Origin of the sequence: Fusobacterium sp. (genome assembly GCF_029258315.1) — a bacterium.
Taxonomy (GTDB): domain Bacteria; phylum Fusobacteriota; class Fusobacteriia; order Fusobacteriales; family Fusobacteriaceae; genus Fusobacterium_B.
This window is the reverse complement of the sequence record NZ_JARHZE010000014.1, coordinates 1-20,865: the sequence shown is the minus strand read 5'-3', so window position 1 is coordinate 20,865 and position 20,865 is coordinate 1. Positions and strand designations below refer to the sequence as shown.

Genomic DNA, 20,865 nt, shown 5'->3' with positions numbered 1-20,865 from the left:
TACATATGCTATATAATCAAAAGGGTATTCTCTCCTCACATCATACATAAAAAGTAGTGAAAACTTTCTATTATATTTTTTTGTTAAGGTTTTTAAGACTATTTTTTCAGGACTAGAATTTACTTTTTGATAGGTAATAAATGATACTATTATTAAAATTAAACTTAAACTTATAAATGCTATTTTTTTTATTTTCAAAGTATAACCCCCTAATTTCTAATATAAAAAAAAGCTCTCTATGATAATTAGATTTTATCATAAAAAGCTAATAAAATAAATAATTAAATTGATTTACAGATAACTTTTATCTTAAAAAAATTATAAAGAAACTTGAGAGATCTCATCTATTTTTTTATTTAAAAACTCCTCAGCTTTTATTTTAAATATTTTTTTATCTCCACTGACATAAAATTTAATATTTCCAAAATCTTTCTGTTCATTTAGAAGATCTTTACTTTTTAAAAGTTGATAAGCCTCTTTTGCACACTCTTTTCCGGGATCAAGTATATCACCACTAAATATTTTTTTAATATCCTCAATGATAAAAGGATAGTGTGTACAAGCTAGTAATAAAGCCTCACAAGATTTAGGAAGTTGGGATAGATAACCTTTTAAAACTATATCTCTATCATTAAAATTTTCCCAACCTTTTTCAATCATTGGACATAATTTTTCACAACCGACAGATGTAATATGTAATTGATTATTTTTTTCTTTTAATCTTTTTGGATACTCACCACTTTTTACAGTAAATGGTGTCCCGACAATTCCTATCTCCTTATAGGTATTTTTATATATAGATTCGATACCAGAATCAATTATTCCTATAATAGGTACACTAGATTTCTCTTTTAGATATTCATATGCAGCAATAGATGCAGTATTACAAGCTATAATTATAACCTTGCAATTATTATTAGATAAAAAATCCACTATTTTGCTAGAGAAATTTTGAATCTCTTCCTTTGATTTTTCTCCATATGGAACATTTTTAGTATCTCCAAAATAGATTATATTTTCATTAGGTAAAAGTTTTGTTAATTCTTTTAAAACAGTGACTCCACCAAGACCAGAATCAAAAACTCCTATATTGTATTCTTTACTCATTGATACTCCTCATTAAAGGTATTTCATAATTATTCCCATAAATTTACTATATATTATATAATTTATAAAAAATATAAGCAAGTTTTTTTCTAAATTCTTTTAAAAATCTGCTAAAAAGATTAATTATTAGTAAAAATTTATATAAAAATAGCACGATATTAAACCGTGCTATTAATATAAGAACTATTTATTTTCTTCTTCGTGACAGTTACAAGAACCACCACAGTTGCAATTATCTCCACAACCGCAACCACCATCTTTTTTATCTCCACAAGAACAACCATCTTTTCCTGTGAAATGTCTAAAGATTCCTCTAGCTGAATAAAGAGCTAGAAATAGTATAATTGCTACTAATATATAAGTTTTCATATAACAACTTCCTTTCTATTCTTTTATTCTATATAGAAATTACATAAATAAACGTCCTATTTGGAAAACTAAAGTAGAACAGATATATGGAACAAGTAACATAATTCCAGTAAGTCTGATTAAGTATTTAGTTCCGAATTCTTGTTTGATAGCTCCTAAAGTTACAGCACAAGGTACAACTGTTAAGATGAATATCATAAATGAGTAAGCTCTTAAAGGTCCTAAGTCATCTGTCCAAAGGTTAGCAGTAGCTTGAACAACTCCAGCTCCTTCTTCCTCAACCTCTTCAGCAGAAGGTGCAACGAATAATCCAGAAATATCAAGACTAACTATTCCAGAAATAGAATCAAGAGTAGCTTGTCCTAAACCTTTTAATTGCTCAGTTAAATCTTGAGTAAATGTAGTTTCTTCTTCATCTTCTCCACCCTCTTCTTCAGGTAGATCTAAAACTTGAGCCATAAATCCAACAACAACTTCTTTAGCAGCGATACTTGGTACAACAGCAGCAACAGGTTCCCATCTATCAGCAAAACCAGTAGGTTTTAAAACAGGAGCTATTGTTTTACCGATGCTAGCCATATATGAATGCTCAGCATCTCCACCATTAGGGAAGTAAGTTAAAGCCCAAAGTAACATTAAGATACCAAGGATGATACTTGTAGCTTTTTTCAAATATCCACCAGTTCTTCTAGCAGCTGACTTAAGAATAACTTTAACACTTGGGATTCTATAAGGAGCTAATTCTATAAGAAGAGCTTTATTTTCAACTTTAAAGTCATCAAATCTTTTTAAGATAGTTCCTAAAATGATTGCCATAAATATACCAAACATATAAAGAGATACAACAACTAAACCAGCTTTTTGTCCAAAGAATGCAGCAGTGAATAATCCATAAACTGGAAGTCTAGCACCACAAGACATAAATGGGATAAGAGCAGCAGTAAGTTTTCTAGATTGTTGATCTTCTAGAGTTCTTGTTGCATAGATAGCAGGAACAGTACAACCAAATCCAACTATCATTGGAACGAAAGCTTTACCATTTAATCCAAGGCTTCTCATTATTTTATCCATTAAGAAAGCAACTCTTGACATATATCCACTTTCTTCTAATATAGATAAGAATAAGTATAATAAGAACATTAGAGGAACGAATGTTAAAACTCCTCCAACTCCACCAATGATACCATCAACAACAAGTGATTGTAACCAATCTGGAGTTCCTTCAACTAAGATACCAGCATATTTTCCAATAAATCCTCCAACAAATCCATCTATCCAGTCAATGAAAGGAGCACTTCCGTTGAATACGATAGTCATTAAAAGGATAAGTATTAAGAAGAATATTGGTAATCCTAAAACTCTGTTTAAAAGAATCTTATCTATTTTTTCAGAAAAATCAAGTCTTGATTTTAAAGAAGTTCTTAAAGTATCAGCTAAGATACCTTTGATCTCTCCATATCTTCTTTCAGCTAATACAGTATCAATATCATCATCATATTTTTCTTCGATAACCTTGATATTGTCATTTAAATAATTTTCAATATCTAATCCATAAACTTCTTTAGATTTTTTTAAGAAGTTGATATCTTTTTCAAGAAGTTTTATGATAACAAAGTTTATTCCATATTTTTTAACTAATTCATTGAATCTTTCATCTTTTGAAATTTTTTCTTTTATTTCATTGTACTGTCCATCAATGAAAGAGTCAAAAGTAATTTTGAAACTTGGAACTTGCTTAGCTTTTGCAACTTCAATAGCTTTATTTAATAATTCGTTTAATCCAGTACCTTTGATAGCTGATGTTTTAACAACAGGCATCTCTAACTTCTCAGATAATAAAGGAAGTTCAAGGTTGTGATTTAACTTTTCAAACTCATCATAGAAGTTTAAAGCCATAACCATAGGTTTTCCTAATTCTTTTAATAAAAGAGTTAGGTATAGGTTTCTTTCAATGTTTGGAGTTTCAATAACGTTGATTATAACATCAGGATTTTCATCTGTTATAAAATCTCTTGTTATATTTTCTTCTAAAGTACGAGGACTAAGACTGTAAACTCCAGGTAAGTCTACCATTACAATTTGTTCTCCATTGTGAACGAAAGATGCTTCTTTCTTTTCAACAGTTACACCAGGCCAGTTTCCAACTTTAAGGTTTGAACCAGCAATAGCGTTAATAAGTGCACTTTTCCCAACGTTTGGGTTCCCAGCAAATGCTATTTTTATCATATTTTCATCACCTTTCTATAAAATAAATTATTTAATTAATTCGATTTCTATATTTTTAGAATCTTCTTTTCTGATAGAGATTCCATTTTCTTTAACTAGAAATTCTTGAGGATCCCCTAAAGGAGCGTTTCTATCAAAAACGATAACCTCTCCAGCAGTAATTCCCATTTCAACTAATCTTTTTTTTAGTTCTCCAATTTTTCCAATTTTAATAATTCTTGCTTTTTCACCTTTTTTTAATTCACTTAAGTTCATAAGATTCCTCCTCATTCTATCAACAAACTTTTTATATTAAATATTTTGTTTAACAAAATTTTACAAGAAAATATTACAGCCCATAGGGCTGTAATCATTCAACTAATATATTTTTAGCATAGTTAAAACCCAAGACATATTGAGAACCATTAACTTCCACAATAAAATTTCCATTGGAAGAATTTTTAATAGTAACTATATTGCCTATACAAAATCCTTTTTCTATTAAACTCTTTCTATGTTTACATTTTTCAGATATTTCAACTATTTTAAAATTTTTATTTAAATCAGCAAACGCTAATGGAATAATCATCGCACACTCCCCCTTAGCAATATAGTTAATTATACAGTAAAGAGAAATAATAGTCAAGAAAAACTTTGACTTTTAAAATGTTTTTTTAACATTAAAAAGAAAAGTTATACTTTGCTTTAGGAACTATTTATTGTGTTATAAAAAGGTTCTCTATATTTTGCTATAAAAATTATTTTTAATAGCTAAAATAAGTCCTTGATACTATTGATAATGTTACTTCTAACGTCTGGAGTTTCTTCAGAAATTGACTTAATAATATTTTTAATTTTTAATCTTTTTGAATCACTACTCATCTCATAAGGACATTTCTCTTCTAAAATAGGAAGAGATAATTTTTTTGAATAACTGATAATATTTTTTTCTTCAACAAAAGCCATAGGTCTTATGACAGTAACTTGATGTTCCTCAGAAAAATAAGCAGGTCTCATTATATTTCTATTTCCTTGATAAATAATATTTAGAAGGAAGGTTTCAACAATATCATCTTTATGATGACCAAGAGCAAGTTTATTTATGTTTTGCTCTTTCATAGTTGTATAAAGTATCCCTCTTCTAATTCTTCCACAAAGGAAACAAGGATTTTTTTCTTTTGTTTCCCCGGATACAAGATTACCTAATTTTGTTTCAATAACCTGTAACTCATAACCAAATTTTTTAATATAATTAACAAGTTCGCTTATATCAGATGTATCCTCTTTCATATGGATATGGATAGGTATAATTTCAAAATTAATATTTGCTATTTTTTTTATTCTTACAAGGGCATTAAAAAGAACTATACTATCTTTACCACCAGAGATACCAATAGCTACTCTATCGCCTTCTTCTATCATATTAAATTGGTGCATAGCTTTCCCAATAGGGTTCCATAAAAGTTTATTGTATCCTTTGCTCTCTATAAAAGATAAAATTTCCCTCTCAGAAAAATCCTCAAGTAAAATTTTTATCTCTGTAAGTTTTTTTATAGTTTCTAAAGTTGAAATAAGATTATCTTTATTATATTTTAAATTGATTTCAAATTTTTCTTTTTTATTAGAAATTTTTATGACATCTTCTAAAACTTCAAAAAAATAGTTATCCACTTTTAAATTTTGTAACTCAGATAGATTTTTTATTTTAATCATTTTTATTCCCTCTTGTATATCCCATAACAAAATCAAGATTTATATTTTTTAGAGAGTTAAATATACTCTGTTTTATATTTTTATTTTTTTGTTCTAAATCTTTTAAAAGTAATTTGATCTCTTTTCTTTTTGAATCAGTTTTTCCAGACTCAACAGGACAACCACAACCCATAGCTTTAATTTCATTTTTTCTAGTATAAGAAATTATATCCTCCTCTTTAACATAAGCAAGTGGTCTTATGATAGAAAGTTTACCACTTGTAGAAGGAACTTTTGGAACCATAGTTTTTACAGTACCAGCATAAAACATATTTATAAGAGCTGTCTCAACTATATCATCGAAATGGTGTCCAAGGGCAAGTTTATTAAATCCAAGCTCTTCAACTTTATTATATAAAACCCCTCTTCTCATTTTTGCACAAAGAAAACAAGGGCTCTCTGGATCTTCACGGAAGGCGATCTCCCAAACATCAGAGTTAAATATATGGCAAGGGATATTTAAAATCTCTAGATTTTTTTTAAACTGCTCTATATCCATAGCCTCAAACCCGGGATTCATACTAATGAAAGCTACTTCAAAATTTTTACTTTTATCTCTTTTTAGCTCTTGGAAAAGTTTGCACAGAAGAAGACTATCTTTACCTCCAGATATTCCAACAGCTATTTTATCCCCATCTTCAATAAGATTAAAATCATTTATAGCTTTTACAAATTTTCTCCATATTTTTTTTCTATAACTTGTACGGATACTTTCTAAATATATATCTTCTTTTAAATTATCTTCTCTAAGATTTACTTTTATTTCAGTCATCTACTACCTCCTAAAATTTTTACCACATATTATATCATAAAATTTTGTTTCATAAAATATTTTTAATCAAAGATAAATTTAATAAATAATTTCTTTAAAAGAGTTAAATTTTTTATTGTTGACAACTATTGTATATTTTTATATAATATTTATATAAATTAAAATTATTATTATTTTGTACTGATTATAAAAATATAAAAGGGGGAGCTATGACAAATATAGAGAGAAAAATAGTAGAATTTTTGGTTACGGGAAAAACTTATAGCGACGAGGCTATAATGAAGAATATAGGTATAACAGAAGAGGAATTACAAAAAGCTTTTGATAATCTACTAGCAGAGGGATATATAGAAACTTATGAAGACTACTTACAAAGAATGGGTGGAGAAGAAGAGGAGCATTCTTGTGGAGTAGATGGTTGTTGTGGTGGAGGTTGTTCAGGTTGTGGAACACCTATAACTGATAAAAAGAATGTAAAAGTTATAACTGCAAAAGCTTTAATAGAGTTTGAATTATAAAATTTTAAAAGCATAATGCACCTTTTATCTTATTTAAGATTTTGGGTGCAATTTTTTTTGTAAAATTCTAGAGAAATTAATTTTTAAATTTGATTAATTTAATTAATAAGAATGTAAATTTTTATTATAAAACTTAATATTATTTAGGAATAAAACAATTGACACAATAAAGAAGTTATGATATTATGGAGGGGAGCTTATATAAGTCCACAATAGGGTGGGCGTATCTACAGACTACCGTAAATAGTTTACTATAAGACGACAAAACGTGATTATAGTAAAGTATTCACGGTATTTTTTTATTTAAGGAGGATTTTTTAATGGAAAAAAACAAAATTTTAGGGGTGAAACCAGTTCATAAACTGCTTTTAAAATTTTCACTACCGTGTGTTATGGGCCTTTTGATATCTGCTCTTTATAATATTGTGGATCAGATATTTATTGGGAACAGCGAATTAGGTTATTTAGGAAATGCCGCAACTGGAATATCATTTCCTATAATATGTATAGCCAATGCTTTTGCTTGGTGTATTGGAGATGGAGCTGCCTCTTACTTAAGTATTTGTTCAGGGCGTCAAGATAGTGAGAGTGCTCATAAATGTGTTGGGACAGGGCTAAGTGCTAGTTTTTTAATAAGTATTATTCTTACTTTAATATGTTTTATTTTTTGTGAAACACTTATGAAACTTTTTGGAGCCTCTCCAGCAACACTTGATCTAGCATCAAATTATTTTAGAATTATAACTATATTTTTCCCAGCTTATTTGATGTTTAATGTAATGAACAGTATGATAAGAGCTGATGGAAGTCCAACATATGCTATGGTGGCTATGTGTTCTGGGGCTGTTTTAAATATTATTTTAGACCCTATTTTTATTTTTTGGCTAAAATGGGGGATAGAGGGAGCAGCTATTGCTACAGTTATAGGTCAGGTTGTTTCATTTGTCATATGTCTAGTATATTTTATTAAACCAAAAAGCTTTAAGCTTACAAAAGAGAGTTTTCATATAAAGAAAGATATGTTAAAACATCTTATAATCCTTGGAGGCTCAACTTTTATAATTCAAATCTCTATGGTGGTTATGACGCTTTTAAGTAATATTACCTTAGCAAAATATGGAGCAAGTTCAATTTATGGAAGTGATATTCCAATATCAGTTTTTAGTATTCAGACAAAGGTTTATACTATTGTAAGTAATATAGCAGTTGGAATAGCTCTAGGTGGACAACCTATTGTAGGATATAATTATGGAGCTCAAAAATTGGATCGTGTTAGACAAACTTATCGTTATATTTTGATTTTATCACTTAGTGTTGGTATTATTTCTACATTGTTATTTGAGTTTTATCCTGAGAAAATAATTTTAATATTTGGGAAACAAAATGACTTATATATGGAGTTTGCAGTAAAAAGTTTCCGTATATTCCTAGGTTTATGTTTTATAACTTGTTTTATAAAAATTTCATCGATATTTTTCCAATCAATTGGAAAACCAATTCATTCTATGGTAGCATCTGTTATGAGAGATATGTTCTGCTTTGTTATATTTACAGTGGGACTTTCAAGATATTTAGAGAATCAAGAGATAGGAAAAGGAATACATGGAATTTTATTTGCTTCTCCACTATCAGATCTTATTGCAGGAACTATAATTATTACTATGACGATAATATTCTTTAAAAATTTAGGAGTAGAAGAAGAGGAAAAGGTAAAAGTATCAAAGGTTTCATTGAAAGATATGTTAGCAAAAGGAATGAATTCTCTACTTTCAACTCTACTTGGTTTTATAAAAAGGACAGAAAGAATTTAATAAATTAGGAAATAAAAAAAGCGTGACTGATAATCACGCTTTTGATTTTAAACTTTTATGCAAAGAATCCAAAGATGAAAGAACCAATTATTAACATCATAGCTCCACCAACTCTTGAAGAGATTTGAGCAAATGACATTAAGTCCATTCTGTCAGCAGCTCCTAAAACTGCAACGTCTCCAGATCCACCTCTGTTTGCCATACATAATCCAGCTGTTATAGCAGCTTCAATTGGATAGAATTTCATCATTCTAGAGAATAACATTATAAATGTAACAGCTCCAATAACAATTCCAATAGCTATAACTAAGTTTCCTAAAGTTAATGAGTCTATAATCTTTTGTACATCAGTACCGAATCCAACAGATCCCATTAATATCCAGATAGTGTATTTAGAGAAGAATGTTTGCATATTTTTAGCTCCAGCTTTTAAAGGAGTAGGAACAATGTTAAGTATATTTAAGATTATAGTATAAATAACTAAGAAAGCAAGTCTATGCATTTCAAAAGATAGATTTAAACTACTCCATAGTTCAGCTGATAAGTGAGAGAACATAAATAAAACTCCAGTAAAGATTAAAGCTGCGGCAAATTCTTTTTGTCCAACTTCCATTTTTACTTCTTCATCTTTAACAGCTTCTTTAGCATTTTCTATGATTAAAGATCCATTTCCAGTTAAAGAAGGTTTTGTTTTTCCAAGTTTATTTAAAAGTGCTCCAGTTATTATAGCTATAATATTTGCAATTGTTAAGATTGATATAGCAAATGCAAACCATTCACTTGAAGGTCTACCTGTTTTTTGAGCCCACATCTCAGACATTGGAATAGCTCCAGCACCTGTTCCACCACCCATTATAGGTAAAACATAGTTCATAATAACATCAAGAGGTGATTTTCCAAAGCAGAAACCAGTGACAACTCCACCTATTGTTGCTCCTAAAACACCAATTAGGATTAGAGGAATATAACCAGAAATTGCTTGTACTAGAGTTTTTCTATTTACTGTTAGTACAGATCCAACTATTAAAGCGGGGATAAATATTTCTAAGAAGTTTACAGGTTGTTTTCCATAGAAAACTTTAATAGAATCTAAAACAGGTTTTGGAACTAATTTATATGTTCCCATTATTGCAGACATAAAGAATACAAGAACAGTTCCACCACCAACATAATCATTCCATATAGGAATTCTATCTCCAATCTCTCCAAATAGAATACCAAATATAGCAAGGATAGTAAAAATTGTTAAAAAGTTAGGTCTGACAAACCCAGCAACCTTTCCATCAAAAGGAACATAAACAATAACCAAAACGATTGCTAGTAAAGTTGCAAACATTGGTAGAGTTAGTCCGCTCCATTTTGCTTCTTTTAAATTAAATAATTCAGAAAAATTTTTTTTAGCCATAAACGTATCTCCTTTACTTGTTTTTAAATAATTTTTATTATTTATAAATACAGTATACAGTCTTTTTTTGATAAAGTCAATAAAATTATTATTTAAATGTTTTGTTTTAAAGGTTTTCTTTTGTTTTGAGTTCTAATTGTTTGACAATATAAAAATAATAAATCTAAAAATATCCATTTACGATATAAGATTGATTAAAAAAAATTTTAAAATAGTTTTAAATTGAGGAAAGAAAAAGTTAATAATATCTTATAAAATAAAAAGAAAAAGACGTTTTAAACCAGTGATTAAAAACCATTGATTTGTAACGTCCTTTTCATATTAATAGGGTATTTTTGGCTTAAATATTATAAGGTTTGGATAAATCTTCTAAATCCTTCACAACCTTCTTTAGTTTGTTTGTAGACACCAGCATTTTCTAATACTTTAGAGAATGTGATACCAACCTCTTTTCTTAAAATTTCTTGAATATTTTCAGTTGATAGATCATTATATTTAGTAAATATCTCTTTGCACCAATCAAGATGTTTTTCAACTTTTTCATTTTTTTCTATAAGTTCAAGAGCATTATCTTTTAACATTAAATCAGATAAAATATTTAACTCTTCTTTTAATCTTCCTGGTAAAACTGCAAGTCCCATAACTTCAATAAGTCCAATATTTTCTTTTTTGATATGATGAAGTTCTTTATGTGGGTGGAATATTCCTAGAGGATATTCGTCAGAAGTACGATTATTTCTAAGAACTAAATCTATCTCATACTCATCACCTTTTCTTCTAGCAATAGGAGTGATAGTATTATGAGGCACATCTCCTGAGAATGCTAAAATATCACAAGCTGGATCAGAATATTTTCTCCAATTTACTAAAATTTTATCAGATAATTCAATTAATTTTTCTTTTGATTTACTTCTAAGTCTTATAACTGACATTGGCCAGTGAACTTTTTCTACAGCTACATCTTCAAATCCTGTGATTTTAAATGTTTCTTCAGCCTTTGCAAGAGCCATAGGGAAATCATGACAACCTCCTTGGAAGTGGTCATGTGTTAGGATTGATCCTCCAACAATTGGTAGATCAGCATTAGATCCAACAAAATAATGAGGGAAAATCTCAACAAATTCTAATACTCTTTCAAAACTACCTCTATCTATCTTCATTGGTCTATGTTCTCCAGAGAATAAGATACAATGTTCGTTGTAATATACATATGGAGAATATTGTAAGAACCAAGGTTGAGATGTTAAAGTTAGAGGTATAATTCTATGATTTTGTCTTGCTGGGTGGTTTGCTCTTCCTTGATATCCTTCGTTTTCTTTACAAAGTAAACATTTAGGATATGAAGATTGAGGAGCAAGTTTAGCCTTAGCAATATCTCTTGGATCCTTTTCTGGCTTAGATAAGTTTATAGTTATCTCAAGATTTCCATATTCAGTATCAGAGAACCAGTGCATATTTTTTGCAATTCTATCTGTTCTTATATAGTTAGAATTTTGTGAAAATTCATAATAATTATCAGTAGCTTTTTTTGGAGACTCTTTATAATCTTCAGAGAATTTTTTTATAATTTCACTTGGTCTAGGGATTAATTCTCCGATAACTTTTGTATCAAAAAGATCTCTCTCATCAAAAGTATCTTCTATAAGATTATTTTCAACTGCCCAATCACAAATTCTGTTAAGTATCTCATAAGATTTTTCAACAGGAAGATCAGCCACAGATTTTTCAGTTTCCTCAATATTCTCATATGAATCTATATGAAGAACTGCTAATAATTTGTTTCTAAAGAAGATTTTATCCTCTTTTTCTATCATTTTATGAAATAGAGCAAAGTTTAATAATTTTTCTATTTCGCTATAAATATTTATATTACTCATTATAAATCACCTAATTTTCTTGATCCTTCCCCAACATTAGCTATATAGAAGTCAGCTTTTAGTCCTGTTTCTTTTGTATATTTTTCTCCAACGTATTTAATGAAAGAATCTATGCAGTCATTTTTAACTAAAGAAACAGCACAACCACCAAATCCAGCTCCAGTCATTCTAGCTCCAATAACCCCTTCAGCTTCCCAAGCAGCTGCAACTATTGCATCAAGTTCTTTTCCAGTTACTTCATAATCATCTCTTAAAGAAACGTGAGATGCATTCATTAATTTACCGAAGTTTACGATATCATTATTTTTTAAACTTTCAACACTTTCTAAAACTCTAGCATTTTCAGATACGGCGTGTCTTACTCTTACACAAGCTTCTTCAGATTTTATAAAATGTTTAACTTTTTCAAACTCATCAATAGTTAAATCACAGATATTTTTAATTGCTACTCCAGCATCTTGTAGATCTTTTAAAGCAGCCTCACAAGAAGATCTTCTTTCATTATATTTAGAATCAGCTAGTCCTCTTCTTTTGTTAGTGTTCATAATTACTATTGAAACATCTTCTAATTTAATAGGTGCATATTTATATTCAAGTGTATTACAATCTAGTAGTATAGCGTGATCTTCTTTTCCCATACCAACAGCAAATTGGTCCATGATTCCACAGCTAACTCCTATAAATTTATTTTCAGCTTCTTGTCCAATTTTTACTATTTCAATCATATCTATAGAAAGGTTATTTAAATCTCTTAACATAGTTCCCATTAAAACTTCTAAAGAAGCAGATGATGAAAGTCCAGCTCCATTAGGGATATTTCCAAAGAAGATAATATCAGCACCATGTTCTACTTTATATCCTTTTTTTATAAATACATCAACAATACCTTTACAATAATCTGCCCAGACATTAGTTTTTTCTAATTTATCAGCAGAAAATTCTAAAATACCATCATTTTCAAAATTCATAGAATACATTCTGAATGTATTATCATTTCTTTTAGAACAAATAGCATAAGTACCAAAGCTAAGAGCACAAGGAAAAACAAATCCTCCATTGTAGTCTATATGTTCTCCTATAAGATTAACTCTTCCTGGAGTAAAGAATAACTCCTTATTTTCCTTTTCTCCAAAAATCTCAACAAATTTTTTTAACATTAAATTTTGTATATCCATTTACCCCTCCTGAAATTCTTTTGTACATTTATTATACTTTAAGTTTGAAAAAAAACAATTTATTTTTCAAAAAATATACTACACTTATTTAATTTAATTAAATAAGTTGAGCTAAAAAAAAATAAAACCTTTGACAAATCGAAAAAAATGTATTAAATTAATAAATGATGAACATAGGAGAAACAGAAAAATGAAAGAAAGTATAAGAGAAGAAGAAGTTTTGAAAATAATTAAAGATTATGGAAAGGTTTCAAGATTAAAATTGGCTGAGGTTTTTGGACTTACATCTGCAAGAATTTCAAAAGTTACTAAAATTTTACTTGAAAAGAATATAATAGTTGAAACAGCAGTCGGAGAATCTAGTGGTGGAAGACCTCCAGTTTATCTTTCCATAAATAATGAAAAGTTTAAAGATATTTTAGGGATTAATTTAACATCTAATAGAATAATGTATATTACCATAGGAAAAATAAATGGAGATATAGTTAAAAGGAAAAAAATATCCTTAGATATGTTAAAACCAGAAAAGAGAGAGGATACATTAAAAGTTATAGACGGTGTAGTTTCAGATGAGATAAAAGAAAATCCTAATATTGGAGCTATATCAATAATCATCACAGGATCAGTGGATGAAGAAAAAGGAATGTCTATAATGTCACCTCATTATAAATTAAAAAATCCTAAAATAGTGGAATATTTTGAAAGAAAATATGACTTACCTGTTTTATTAGAAAATGACGTTCGTGCAATGGCTTTAGTAGAAAAACAGATAGGTGGTTGTAGAGATATAGAAAATTTTGTTGTTTTTAATCTTGGAGATGGAATAGGAAGTGCTAGTTGTATAGGAAAAAAAATCTATAAGGGGCACAACTCTATGGCTGGGGAAGCAGGACATATAGTGATCAATACAAATAGTATAAGAAAATGTTCTTGTGGAAAAAGAGGTTGTTTAGAAGCTGAATCTTCAGAAATAGCAGTTATAAAAAAAATAACATCAGAGATAAAAATAGGAAAATATAGTATATTAAAAGATGTTTTAAAAGAAAAAGATAATTTGACAATAAAAGATGTTTTATTTGGAGTAAAGAAAAGAGACTTTTTAGTTATCCAAGTTATGACAGAAGCTATGGAGTATATAGCTAGAGGTCTAAATATTTTAATTTCTGTTTTAGATCCAGAAAAAATAGTTTTAGTTGGAGAAATTTTTTCAAGTAAATTTTTAATGGATACTTTAAAATTTGAATTAAATAAAATATCTTTGGAATTAAATAAATATTCTATAGAACCTACTAGATTAGGAGAAGAATTATATTTTTATTCTCCCATAGCAGTTGTTGTAGAAAATATTTTTGAAAATAAAAGTTTTACAAAAAAATATACAAAAGATTAGGTGAGTAGAGATGAAATCAATAGAAAAAAAACATTTTGGAGTTACTAAAAAAGGGGAAGAAGTTTTTTCTTACATACTAAAGAATGATTTTTTAGAAGTTGAAATTTTAAACTTTGGTGGAACTATTAGAAGAATAGAGATGCCAGATAAAAATGGAAAAATTGAAAATATTGTTCTTGGGTTTGATAAGATAGAGGACTATGAGGAAAAAATAGGAATACACTTTGGAGCCATAGTTGGAAGAAATGCAGGAAGAATAAAAGATGGAGAATTAAATATAGATGGTATTAGATACCAATTAGCTAAAAATAATGGAAATAATAACCTTCATGGTTATCCAGAGTTTTTTGCATCAAAAATATGGAATGTCGAACCTTTTGAAGAGGAAGAAAAAATTGGAGTGGTATTAACAAGAGTATCTCCTCATTTGGAAGCTAACTTTCCAGGAGAAGTAAAAGTAAAAGTTAAATATACATTAGATAAAAATAAACTTAATTTAGAATATGAGGGAATACCAGATAGAGATACATATATAAATTTAACAAACCATTCATACTTTAATTTAAGTGGAGATTTTAAAAGAAATATAGATGAGCAAGAGTTAACACTTTGTGCAGATAATTATATAGAAGTTGATGAAGCAACTCTTCCAGTAAAAATAGCAAAGGTTGAAAATACAGCTATGGATTTAAGAAGAGGGAAAAAATTAAAAGAGGTATTTTTATCAGGAGATGAACAGGTAAAAATAGTCGGAAATGGAATAGATCACCCATTTGTATTCAATAAAGAGTATGATGGATTCTTAGCAAAACTTTATGATGAAGAAAGTGGAAGAACATTAAAAGTTGTTACAGATCAACCAGTAGGAGTTATATATACAGGAAACTATGTTCATGAAGCTGAATTTTTATCAAAAGGGGTAAAAGCTGAGGATCATATGGGAGTATGTGTTGAAACGCAAGATTATCCAGATGTTTTAAAATTTATTCCAGAAAAAAGCAAAATTTATAATAAAATGAATGGTTATTCTCAAAAAACAACATTTATTTTTGAAAAATAAGACAAATTTAATCAAAAAAATGTCTAACGAGTAGATATTTAAAATAAAAAAACTAACAAAGTTAAAGTTAAACTTAGGAGGTAATTTGTTATGAAAAAAACAGGATTATTATTAGGAGCAATTGTTTTAGCAGCAGGACTTGTAGGATGTGGAGGAGAAAAGAAAACAGAAGAAGCACCAAAATTAAGAATCGGTTTAACAGCTTATAAGTATGACGACAACTTCATCGCTTTATTTAGAAAAGTTGTATCTGAAGAAGCAGCAAAAGTAGCAGATAAAGTTGATTTACAAATGAACGACTCTCAAAACAGTCAAACTACTCAAAACGAACAAATCGACGTTATGTTATCAAAAGGAGTAGATGCTTTAGCTATCAACTTAGTTGACCCAGCAGCAGCAGAAGTAGTAGTAGGAAAAATTCAACCAGCAGATATACCAGTAGTATTCTATAACAGAAGACCTTCTGAAGCTGTAATGAATTCTTATGAAAAAGCATACTATGTTGGAATTGACCCAAATGCTCAAGGAATAGCTCAAGGAGAATTAGTTGCTAAAGCTTGGAAAGAAAATCCAGAACTTGACTTAAATAAAGATGGAGTTATCCAATATGTAATGCTTAAAGGAGAACCTGGACACCCAGACGCAGAAGCAAGAACAAATTATTCTATAAAAACTCTTAACGAAATGGGAATAAAAACTGAAGAATTACACTTAGATACAGCTATGTGGGATACAGCAATGGCAAAAGATAAAATGGATGCTTGGTTATCAGGACCTAATGGAAATAAAATAGAAGTTATCATTTGTAACAATGACGGAATGGCTTTAGGAGCTATCGAATCTCAAAAAGCATTTGGAAAATCTTTACCAGTATTTGGTGTTGACGCATTACCAGAAGCTTTAGTTAAAATAGAAGCTGGAGAAATGGCTGGAACAGTATTAAACGATGCTAAAGGACAAGGAAAAGGAACATTTGATATAGCTGTTAACTTAGCAGCAGGAAAAGATCCAGTTGAAGGAACAGGATTAACATTAGAAAACAGAGTATTATTAGTACCAAGTATAGGAATTGATAAAACAAACGTTGCTGAATATAAATAAGAAAAATTGTTAAATAAACTTTTAAGAGAGAGTGTTTAACACTCTCTCTTACTATAAGTATGTGTATATTAGCAAAATAAGTATAAATTTTTAATATTTTAAATTTAAGGGTAAAGTTTAAAATTTTAAAAAATTATTTTTTAAGGAGAGAAGATGGAGAACGGAAGATATTTATTAGAAATGGAAAATATTTCCAAAGAATTTCCTGGAGTAAAAGCTTTAGATGGTGTTACTTTAAAAGTAAGACCAAGTAGTGTACATGCTCTAATGGGAGAAAATGGTGCTGGAAAATCAACTCTGATGAAATGTCTATTTGGAATATATAAGAAAGATGGAGGAAAAATTTCATTAGAAGGTAAAGAAGTTAACTTCGTTTCAGCAAAAGATGCTCTTGAAAATGGGGTATCAATGGTTCACCAAGAGTTAAACCAAGTTACTCAAAGAAATGTTTTGGATAATATTTGGTTAGGAAGATTTCCTATGAAAGGTTTATTTGTTGATGAGAAAAAAATGTATGATGATACAGTAAGAATATTTAAAGATTTGGATATTGAAGTTGATCCAAGAATGAAAGTAGCTGACTTATCAGTATCTCAAAGACAGATGATAGAAATAGCAAAAGCAGTTTCGTATAATTCAAAAATAATAGTTATGGATGAGCCTACTTCATCACTTACAGAAAATGAAGTAGAACACTTGTTTAGAATTATAAATAAATTAAGAGATCAAGGTTGTGGAATAGTTTATATTTCTCATAAGATGGAAGAGATTAAAAAAATATCTAATGATATTACAATAATGAGAGATGGAAAATGGGTTGCAACAGAATCAGTTGCAGATTTAACAACAGATCAAATTATAAATATGATGGTTGGAAGAGATTTAACAAATCGTTTCCCAGCAAAAACAAATGTGGTTAAGGAGCCAATTTTAAAAGTAGAGCATCTAACTGCATTACATCAGCCATCAGTAAAAGATGCTTGTTTTGAATTACATAAAGGAGAGATTTTAGGAGTTGCGGGACTTGTTGGATCAAAAAGAACTGACATTCTAGAAACTATCTTTGGTATAAGAGAGAAAGCATCTGGAACAATAATATTAAACGGAAAAGAAGTAAAAAATAAAACACCAAAAGAAGCTATTAAAAATGGATTTTCATTGGTTACAGAAGAGCGTAGAGCAACAGGAATATTTGGAATGCTTGATATAAAAGTAAACTCAATTGTTTCTAACCTAGACTCTTATAAAAATAAATTATTTGGACTTTTAAATAATAAAAAAATGAAAAGCGATACTGATTGGGTTATTGAAAGTATGAGGGTAAAAACTCCATCTCAAGAAACTCAAATTGGAACTCTTTCTGGAGGAAACCAACAAAAAGTTATACTTGGAAGATGCTTACTTACTGAACCAGATGTTTTAATGCTTGATGAGCCAACAAGAGGAATAGACGTTGGAGCAAAATTTGAGATATATCAACTTATGGTTGACTTAGCAAGTAAAGATAAAGGTATAATTATGGTTTCATCTGAAATGCCTGAACTTTTAGGAATAACAGATAGAATATTAGTAATGAGTAACGGAAGAGTTGCTGGAATAGTTAACACAAAAGAGACAACTCAAGAAGAAATATTGACACTTTCAGCAAAATATTTATAAGACGGAATAATTAAGGAGAGAAAAAAATGAATTTACCAAAAACAAAAGATGGAAAAGTAGATATAAAAAAATTATTGATTCACAGTGGGTTATATTTAGTTTTAATAGCAATGCTTATTGCGATAATTATTAAAGAACCTTCATTCTTAAGTATAAGAAACTTTAAAAATATTTTAACTCAATCTTCAGTTAGAGCAATCATAGCTCTTGGAGTTGCAGGACTTATAGTTACAACTGGTACAGACTTATCAGCAGGTAGACAAGTTGGATTTGCGGCTGTTATATCAGCAAGTCTTTTACAAGCTAGTACAAATGTTCACAAGGTTTATCCAAATTTAGGAGAATTACCAGTAATTGCAGTTATTTTAGTAGTAATAGTAATCGGGGCTATAATTGGAGCGTTCAATGGAACAATAGTTGCTCTTCTAAATCTTCACCCATTCATAGTTACTATGGGTTCAATGACAATAGTTTATGGATTAAATTCACTATATTATGACTATGCTGGAGCATCTCCAATATCTGGATTTAGTAGAAATTACAGCCATTTTGCTCAAGGAGCTATAAAAATTGGAGGATTTACACTTCCATATTTAATTATCTATGCAACAATAGCAACAATTATTATGTGGATACTATGGAATAAAACAAAATTTGGTAAAAACTTATTCGCAGTTGGAGGAAACCCAGAAGCAGCAAAAGTATCAGGGGTAAACGTAGCAGCTACTTTAATAATAATCTATGCTTTATCTGGTGTATTCTATGCATTTGGTGGATTCTTAGAGGCAGGACGTATCGGTTCAGCAACTAACAACTTAGGATTTATGTATGAAATGGATGGAATAGCAGCTTGTGTAATCGGTGGAGTTTCATTCTATGGAGGAGTTGGAAGAATATCAGGAGTTATAACTGGAGTTATTATTTTAACAGTTATCAACTATGGATTAACTTATGTTGGAGTAAGCCCTTACTGGCAATATATAATAAAAGGAGCTATCATAATAGCAGCAGTAGCATTTGACTCAATGAAATATGCTAAGAAAAAATAATAAAAAATAAATTAGACAATTCTGTTTCTCTTAGGTTTGAAGATCTTCTTTGAGCCTAAGAGTTTTTTTATTTTTAAAGAATTATAAAATGATTTTTTAAGATAGAATAAAGGTATGATGAAAATAAAATTTATAATTATTAGTGAAAATATTAATAAATATAAAATTATTGTAAAAGAATTATAAATATCTTATAACAGATAAAAAAATATTTTTTTATAGAAAATTATTCTATAAAAATTTTATTAAAAGAAGAGAGGAAGCAAATAAGAAGTAAATAATTTATAAAAGAAAAAATTAGATACAATCACTAATTAGTTTCTAGTATTATTATAAAATATATTTTTTTAATATTTTTTGAAAAAACTATTGACAAAACAAATTTTATGGGGTATAAATTAGTAAGATCAATAAGATAAAGTTAAAAATAAAAAATAAATAGGAAGGTGGTTACAATGTTTTAAAGGTTTGTAATACTTGACTACGAAATTAGGGGGAATGAGTCCAATGGGAAAATTAGATGGGAGAATTAAAATTAAAACGAACAGATTTTAATTTCTCAGATGAAAAGAAAAAGGTGTAGCTATTATATAATATTTTTAGAAGATTTATTAAGGTGTGGCTAATATTCGAGGAACCTCAAGTTTTAAGAGGATAATATCCCATTTTCGTTATTAATAAATTGGAGAAAATATTTTAAGATAAGTCGATGGCGTTATTAAAAAAGTGTAAATAACAAAGATGTTATTTAAAAGAATTTTAAAAGATGGTGAAAATGCTAGAGATGAGAATTCGTAATAGATATGCTGAAGAATTTATTTTATACAAAGAAAGGAGAAGATAGATTACGATTGAGATAGTGTAGAAGGACTATTTGGAAATAAAATTTTTCAAATAGTCCTTCGTTTTTTTTGCTAGATAATAAAATGAGGTTGTTACATTTTTAATAATCAGTATAAAAGTAATGAAAAGAATTTTATTATCAGTATTTTTTTTAATTTAAATAAACTTTTTTGTGCTACATAAAAAGTAGTTTCTATTTTTTAGAGGGTGTGAAGAGTTTTCTGTAAATCTTAACTTTCTATGATAAAAATTATTTAATTTAATATTTTTACTTTATATAGTTTTACTATATATTTTAGTTTATGTCAAGAGCACTCTCTTTTAGAGAGTGTTTTTTTCATATTTAGTTAACCTCTATTTATTAAAAGCGATCTTCAAACATTATTTGAAGTTCCCCATAGATTTTTCCCCAAGTTCTTAAAGTTGATGTCCATTTTTTAGTCGCTTCAAATGTAGCCAAATAAAGAACTTTTAATAGAGCTGTATCGCTAGGAAATACACTTCTTTGACTATTTAAGCGACGATAAACACTATTTAAACTTTCTATTGCGTTTGTTGTATAAATTACTTTTCTAACTTCCATTCTAACTTCCATTGAAAATTTGAAAATAGGACTTATTACATCCCAATTTTTATTCCAGCTTTTCATAGAATTTGGATATATTTTTTCCCAAGTTTCAGTTACATTTTCCAAATTTTGTAAAGCTATTTTTTCTGATGGAGCTGGGTATATACTTTTTAAATCATTTGCAAATAATTTTTTATCTTTATC

General features: G+C 28.6%; 19 protein-coding genes and 1 riboswitch. Of the genes, 7 read left to right on the top strand and 12 right to left on the bottom strand.

The window, feature by feature from the left end:
- From Q1J48_RS01190 to Q1J48_RS01155, 8 genes are all read right to left on the bottom strand, one after another.
- Nucleotides 1-198: hypothetical protein (locus Q1J48_RS01190; RefSeq protein WP_300360654.1), on the bottom strand; the 198-nt coding region annotated here is incomplete at its 3' end.
- A gap of 120 nt (nucleotides 199-318) precedes the next feature.
- On the bottom strand, nucleotides 319-1,107 hold the full coding sequence (gene murI, locus Q1J48_RS01185) for a glutamate racemase (protein ID WP_300327841.1): 789 nt from the start codon (nucleotides 1,105-1,107) through the stop codon (nucleotides 319-321).
- A gap of 183 nt (nucleotides 1,108-1,290) precedes the next feature.
- A complete protein-coding gene (locus Q1J48_RS01180) occupies nucleotides 1,291-1,476 on the bottom strand; it encodes a hypothetical protein (protein WP_300327843.1) in 186 nt (61 codons plus the stop codon).
- A gap of 39 nt (nucleotides 1,477-1,515) precedes the next feature.
- Nucleotides 1,516-3,702, bottom strand: coding sequence for a ferrous iron transport protein B (feoB, locus tag Q1J48_RS01175; protein ID WP_300327845.1), 2,187 nt, complete (start codon nucleotides 3,700-3,702; stop codon nucleotides 1,516-1,518).
- Between the two features lie 27 nt (nucleotides 3,703-3,729).
- Complete coding sequence (locus Q1J48_RS01170; protein WP_300327847.1) at nucleotides 3,730-3,957, bottom strand: FeoA family protein; 228 nt, start codon at nucleotides 3,955-3,957, stop codon at nucleotides 3,730-3,732.
- A 94-nt stretch (nucleotides 3,958-4,051) separates the two neighbouring features.
- Nucleotides 4,052-4,270: a FeoA family protein gene (locus tag Q1J48_RS01165; protein ID WP_300327849.1), complete on the bottom strand. Its 219-nt coding sequence runs from the start codon at nucleotides 4,268-4,270 to the stop codon at nucleotides 4,052-4,054.
- 182 nt (nucleotides 4,271-4,452) lie between these two features.
- The gene (locus Q1J48_RS01160; RefSeq protein ID WP_300360652.1) at nucleotides 4,453-5,394 is read right to left on the bottom strand and encodes a tRNA 2-thiocytidine biosynthesis TtcA family protein; all 942 of its coding nucleotides are present in this window, start codon (nucleotides 5,392-5,394) and stop codon (nucleotides 4,453-4,455) included.
- Nucleotides 5,387-6,205 (bottom strand): PP-loop family protein, encoded by an 819-nt coding sequence (locus tag Q1J48_RS01155; RefSeq protein ID WP_300360650.1) that lies wholly within the window; start codon nucleotides 6,203-6,205, stop codon nucleotides 5,387-5,389. The genes Q1J48_RS01160 and Q1J48_RS01155 overlap by 8 nt, the downstream gene beginning before the upstream one ends.
- Before the next feature lie 209 nt (nucleotides 6,206-6,414).
- Here Q1J48_RS01155 and Q1J48_RS01150 point away from each other — a divergent pair, with 209 nt between their 5' ends.
- Both Q1J48_RS01150 and Q1J48_RS01145 read left to right on the top strand, forming a co-directional pair.
- The gene (locus tag Q1J48_RS01150; protein ID WP_300327855.1) at nucleotides 6,415-6,723 is read left to right on the top strand and encodes a hypothetical protein; all 309 of its coding nucleotides are present in this window, start codon (nucleotides 6,415-6,417) and stop codon (nucleotides 6,721-6,723) included.
- 177 nt (nucleotides 6,724-6,900) lie between these two features.
- Nucleotides 6,901-6,997, top strand: a riboswitch (purine riboswitch).
- 46 nt (nucleotides 6,998-7,043) lie between these two features.
- Nucleotides 7,044-8,534 carry an MATE family efflux transporter gene (locus tag Q1J48_RS01145; RefSeq protein ID WP_300360649.1) on the top strand — a complete coding sequence of 497 codons (1,491 nt, stop codon included), beginning with the start codon at nucleotides 7,044-7,046 and terminating at the stop codon, nucleotides 8,532-8,534.
- Nucleotides 8,535-8,589: 55 nt separating this feature from the next.
- On the opposite strand, the gene Q1J48_RS01140 is transcribed toward Q1J48_RS01145, so the two are convergent.
- The 3 genes from Q1J48_RS01140 to Q1J48_RS01130 all read right to left on the bottom strand — a co-directional run bounded on the left by Q1J48_RS01140 (nucleotide 8,590) and on the right by Q1J48_RS01130 (nucleotide 12,973).
- Complete coding sequence (locus tag Q1J48_RS01140; protein WP_300327859.1) at nucleotides 8,590-9,939, bottom strand: 2-hydroxycarboxylate transporter family protein; 1,350 nt, start codon at nucleotides 9,937-9,939, stop codon at nucleotides 8,590-8,592.
- A 347-nt stretch (nucleotides 9,940-10,286) separates the two neighbouring features.
- On the bottom strand, nucleotides 10,287-11,807 hold the full coding sequence (galT, locus tag Q1J48_RS01135; protein ID WP_300360655.1) for a UDP-glucose--hexose-1-phosphate uridylyltransferase: 1,521 nt from the start codon (nucleotides 11,805-11,807) through the stop codon (nucleotides 10,287-10,289).
- An 8-nt stretch (nucleotides 11,808-11,815) separates the two neighbouring features.
- Nucleotides 11,816-12,973: a galactokinase gene (locus Q1J48_RS01130; protein ID WP_498040960.1), complete on the bottom strand. Its 1,158-nt coding sequence runs from the start codon at nucleotides 12,971-12,973 to the stop codon at nucleotides 11,816-11,818.
- Between the two features lie 208 nt (nucleotides 12,974-13,181).
- Between Q1J48_RS01130 and Q1J48_RS01125 the strand changes: the two genes are divergently transcribed.
- The 5 genes from Q1J48_RS01125 (at nucleotide 13,182) to mglC (ending at nucleotide 19,250) form a co-directional block, all read left to right on the top strand.
- Nucleotides 13,182-14,381: an ROK family protein gene (locus tag Q1J48_RS01125; RefSeq protein WP_300360648.1), complete on the top strand. Its 1,200-nt coding sequence runs from the start codon at nucleotides 13,182-13,184 to the stop codon at nucleotides 14,379-14,381.
- Between the two features lie 10 nt (nucleotides 14,382-14,391).
- Nucleotides 14,392-15,441 carry an aldose epimerase family protein gene (locus Q1J48_RS01120; RefSeq protein WP_300360647.1) on the top strand — a complete coding sequence of 350 codons (1,050 nt, stop codon included), beginning with the start codon at nucleotides 14,392-14,394 and terminating at the stop codon, nucleotides 15,439-15,441.
- Nucleotides 15,442-15,531: 90 nt separating this feature from the next.
- Nucleotides 15,532-16,542 (top strand): galactose/glucose ABC transporter substrate-binding protein MglB, encoded by a 1,011-nt coding sequence (gene mglB / locus Q1J48_RS01115; RefSeq protein WP_300327867.1) that lies wholly within the window; start codon nucleotides 15,532-15,534, stop codon nucleotides 16,540-16,542.
- A 153-nt stretch (nucleotides 16,543-16,695) separates the two neighbouring features.
- Nucleotides 16,696-18,201 carry a galactose/methyl galactoside ABC transporter ATP-binding protein MglA gene (gene mglA, locus Q1J48_RS01110; protein ID WP_300327869.1) on the top strand — a complete coding sequence of 502 codons (1,506 nt, stop codon included), beginning with the start codon at nucleotides 16,696-16,698 and terminating at the stop codon, nucleotides 18,199-18,201.
- A 26-nt stretch (nucleotides 18,202-18,227) separates the two neighbouring features.
- Nucleotides 18,228-19,250, top strand: a complete 1,023-nt coding sequence (gene mglC, locus Q1J48_RS01105) for a galactose/methyl galactoside ABC transporter permease MglC (protein ID WP_300327871.1) — start codon at nucleotides 18,228-18,230, stop codon at nucleotides 19,248-19,250.
- A 1,204-nt stretch (nucleotides 19,251-20,454) separates the two neighbouring features.
- Here the strand turns inward: mglC and Q1J48_RS01100 are convergent.
- The coding region (locus Q1J48_RS01100) for a transposase (protein ID WP_300360645.1) at nucleotides 20,455-20,865 on the bottom strand (411 nt) is incomplete at its 5' end.

Bases quoted from the DNA above. Each gene is read 5' to 3' on its own strand.
- murI (WP_300327841.1), bottom strand. From the start codon at position 1,107: ATGAGTAAAGAATACAATATAGGAGTTTTTGATTCTGGTCTTGGTGGA.
- Q1J48_RS01180 (WP_300327843.1), bottom strand. From the start codon at position 1,476: ATGAAAACTTATATATTAGTAGCAATTATACTATTTCTAGCTCTTTAT.
- feoB (WP_300327845.1), bottom strand. From the start codon at position 3,702: ATGATAAAAATAGCATTTGCTGGGAACCCAAACGTTGGGAAAAGTGCA.
- Q1J48_RS01170 (WP_300327847.1), bottom strand. From the start codon at position 3,957: ATGAACTTAAGTGAATTAAAAAAAGGTGAAAAAGCAAGAATTATTAAA.
- Q1J48_RS01165 (WP_300327849.1), bottom strand. From the start codon at position 4,270: ATGATTATTCCATTAGCGTTTGCTGATTTAAATAAAAATTTTAAAATA.
- Q1J48_RS01160 (WP_300360652.1), bottom strand. From the start codon at position 5,394: ATGATTAAAATAAAAAATCTATCTGAGTTACAAAATTTAAAAGTGGAT.
- Q1J48_RS01155 (WP_300360650.1), bottom strand. From the start codon at position 6,205: ATGACTGAAATAAAAGTAAATCTTAGAGAAGATAATTTAAAAGAAGAT.
- Q1J48_RS01150 (WP_300327855.1), top strand. From the start codon at position 6,415: ATGACAAATATAGAGAGAAAAATAGTAGAATTTTTGGTTACGGGAAAA.
- Q1J48_RS01145 (WP_300360649.1), top strand. From the start codon at position 7,044: ATGGAAAAAAACAAAATTTTAGGGGTGAAACCAGTTCATAAACTGCTT.
- Q1J48_RS01140 (WP_300327859.1), bottom strand. From the start codon at position 9,939: ATGGCTAAAAAAAATTTTTCTGAATTATTTAATTTAAAAGAAGCAAAA.
- Q1J48_RS01130 (WP_498040960.1), bottom strand. From the start codon at position 12,973: ATGTTAAAAAAATTTGTTGAGATTTTTGGAGAAAAGGAAAATAAGGAG.
- Q1J48_RS01125 (WP_300360648.1), top strand. From the start codon at position 13,182: ATGAAAGAAAGTATAAGAGAAGAAGAAGTTTTGAAAATAATTAAAGAT.
- Q1J48_RS01120 (WP_300360647.1), top strand. From the start codon at position 14,392: ATGAAATCAATAGAAAAAAAACATTTTGGAGTTACTAAAAAAGGGGAA.
- mglB (WP_300327867.1), top strand. From the start codon at position 15,532: ATGAAAAAAACAGGATTATTATTAGGAGCAATTGTTTTAGCAGCAGGA.
- mglA (WP_300327869.1), top strand. From the start codon at position 16,696: ATGGAGAACGGAAGATATTTATTAGAAATGGAAAATATTTCCAAAGAA.
- mglC (WP_300327871.1), top strand. From the start codon at position 18,228: ATGAATTTACCAAAAACAAAAGATGGAAAAGTAGATATAAAAAAATTA.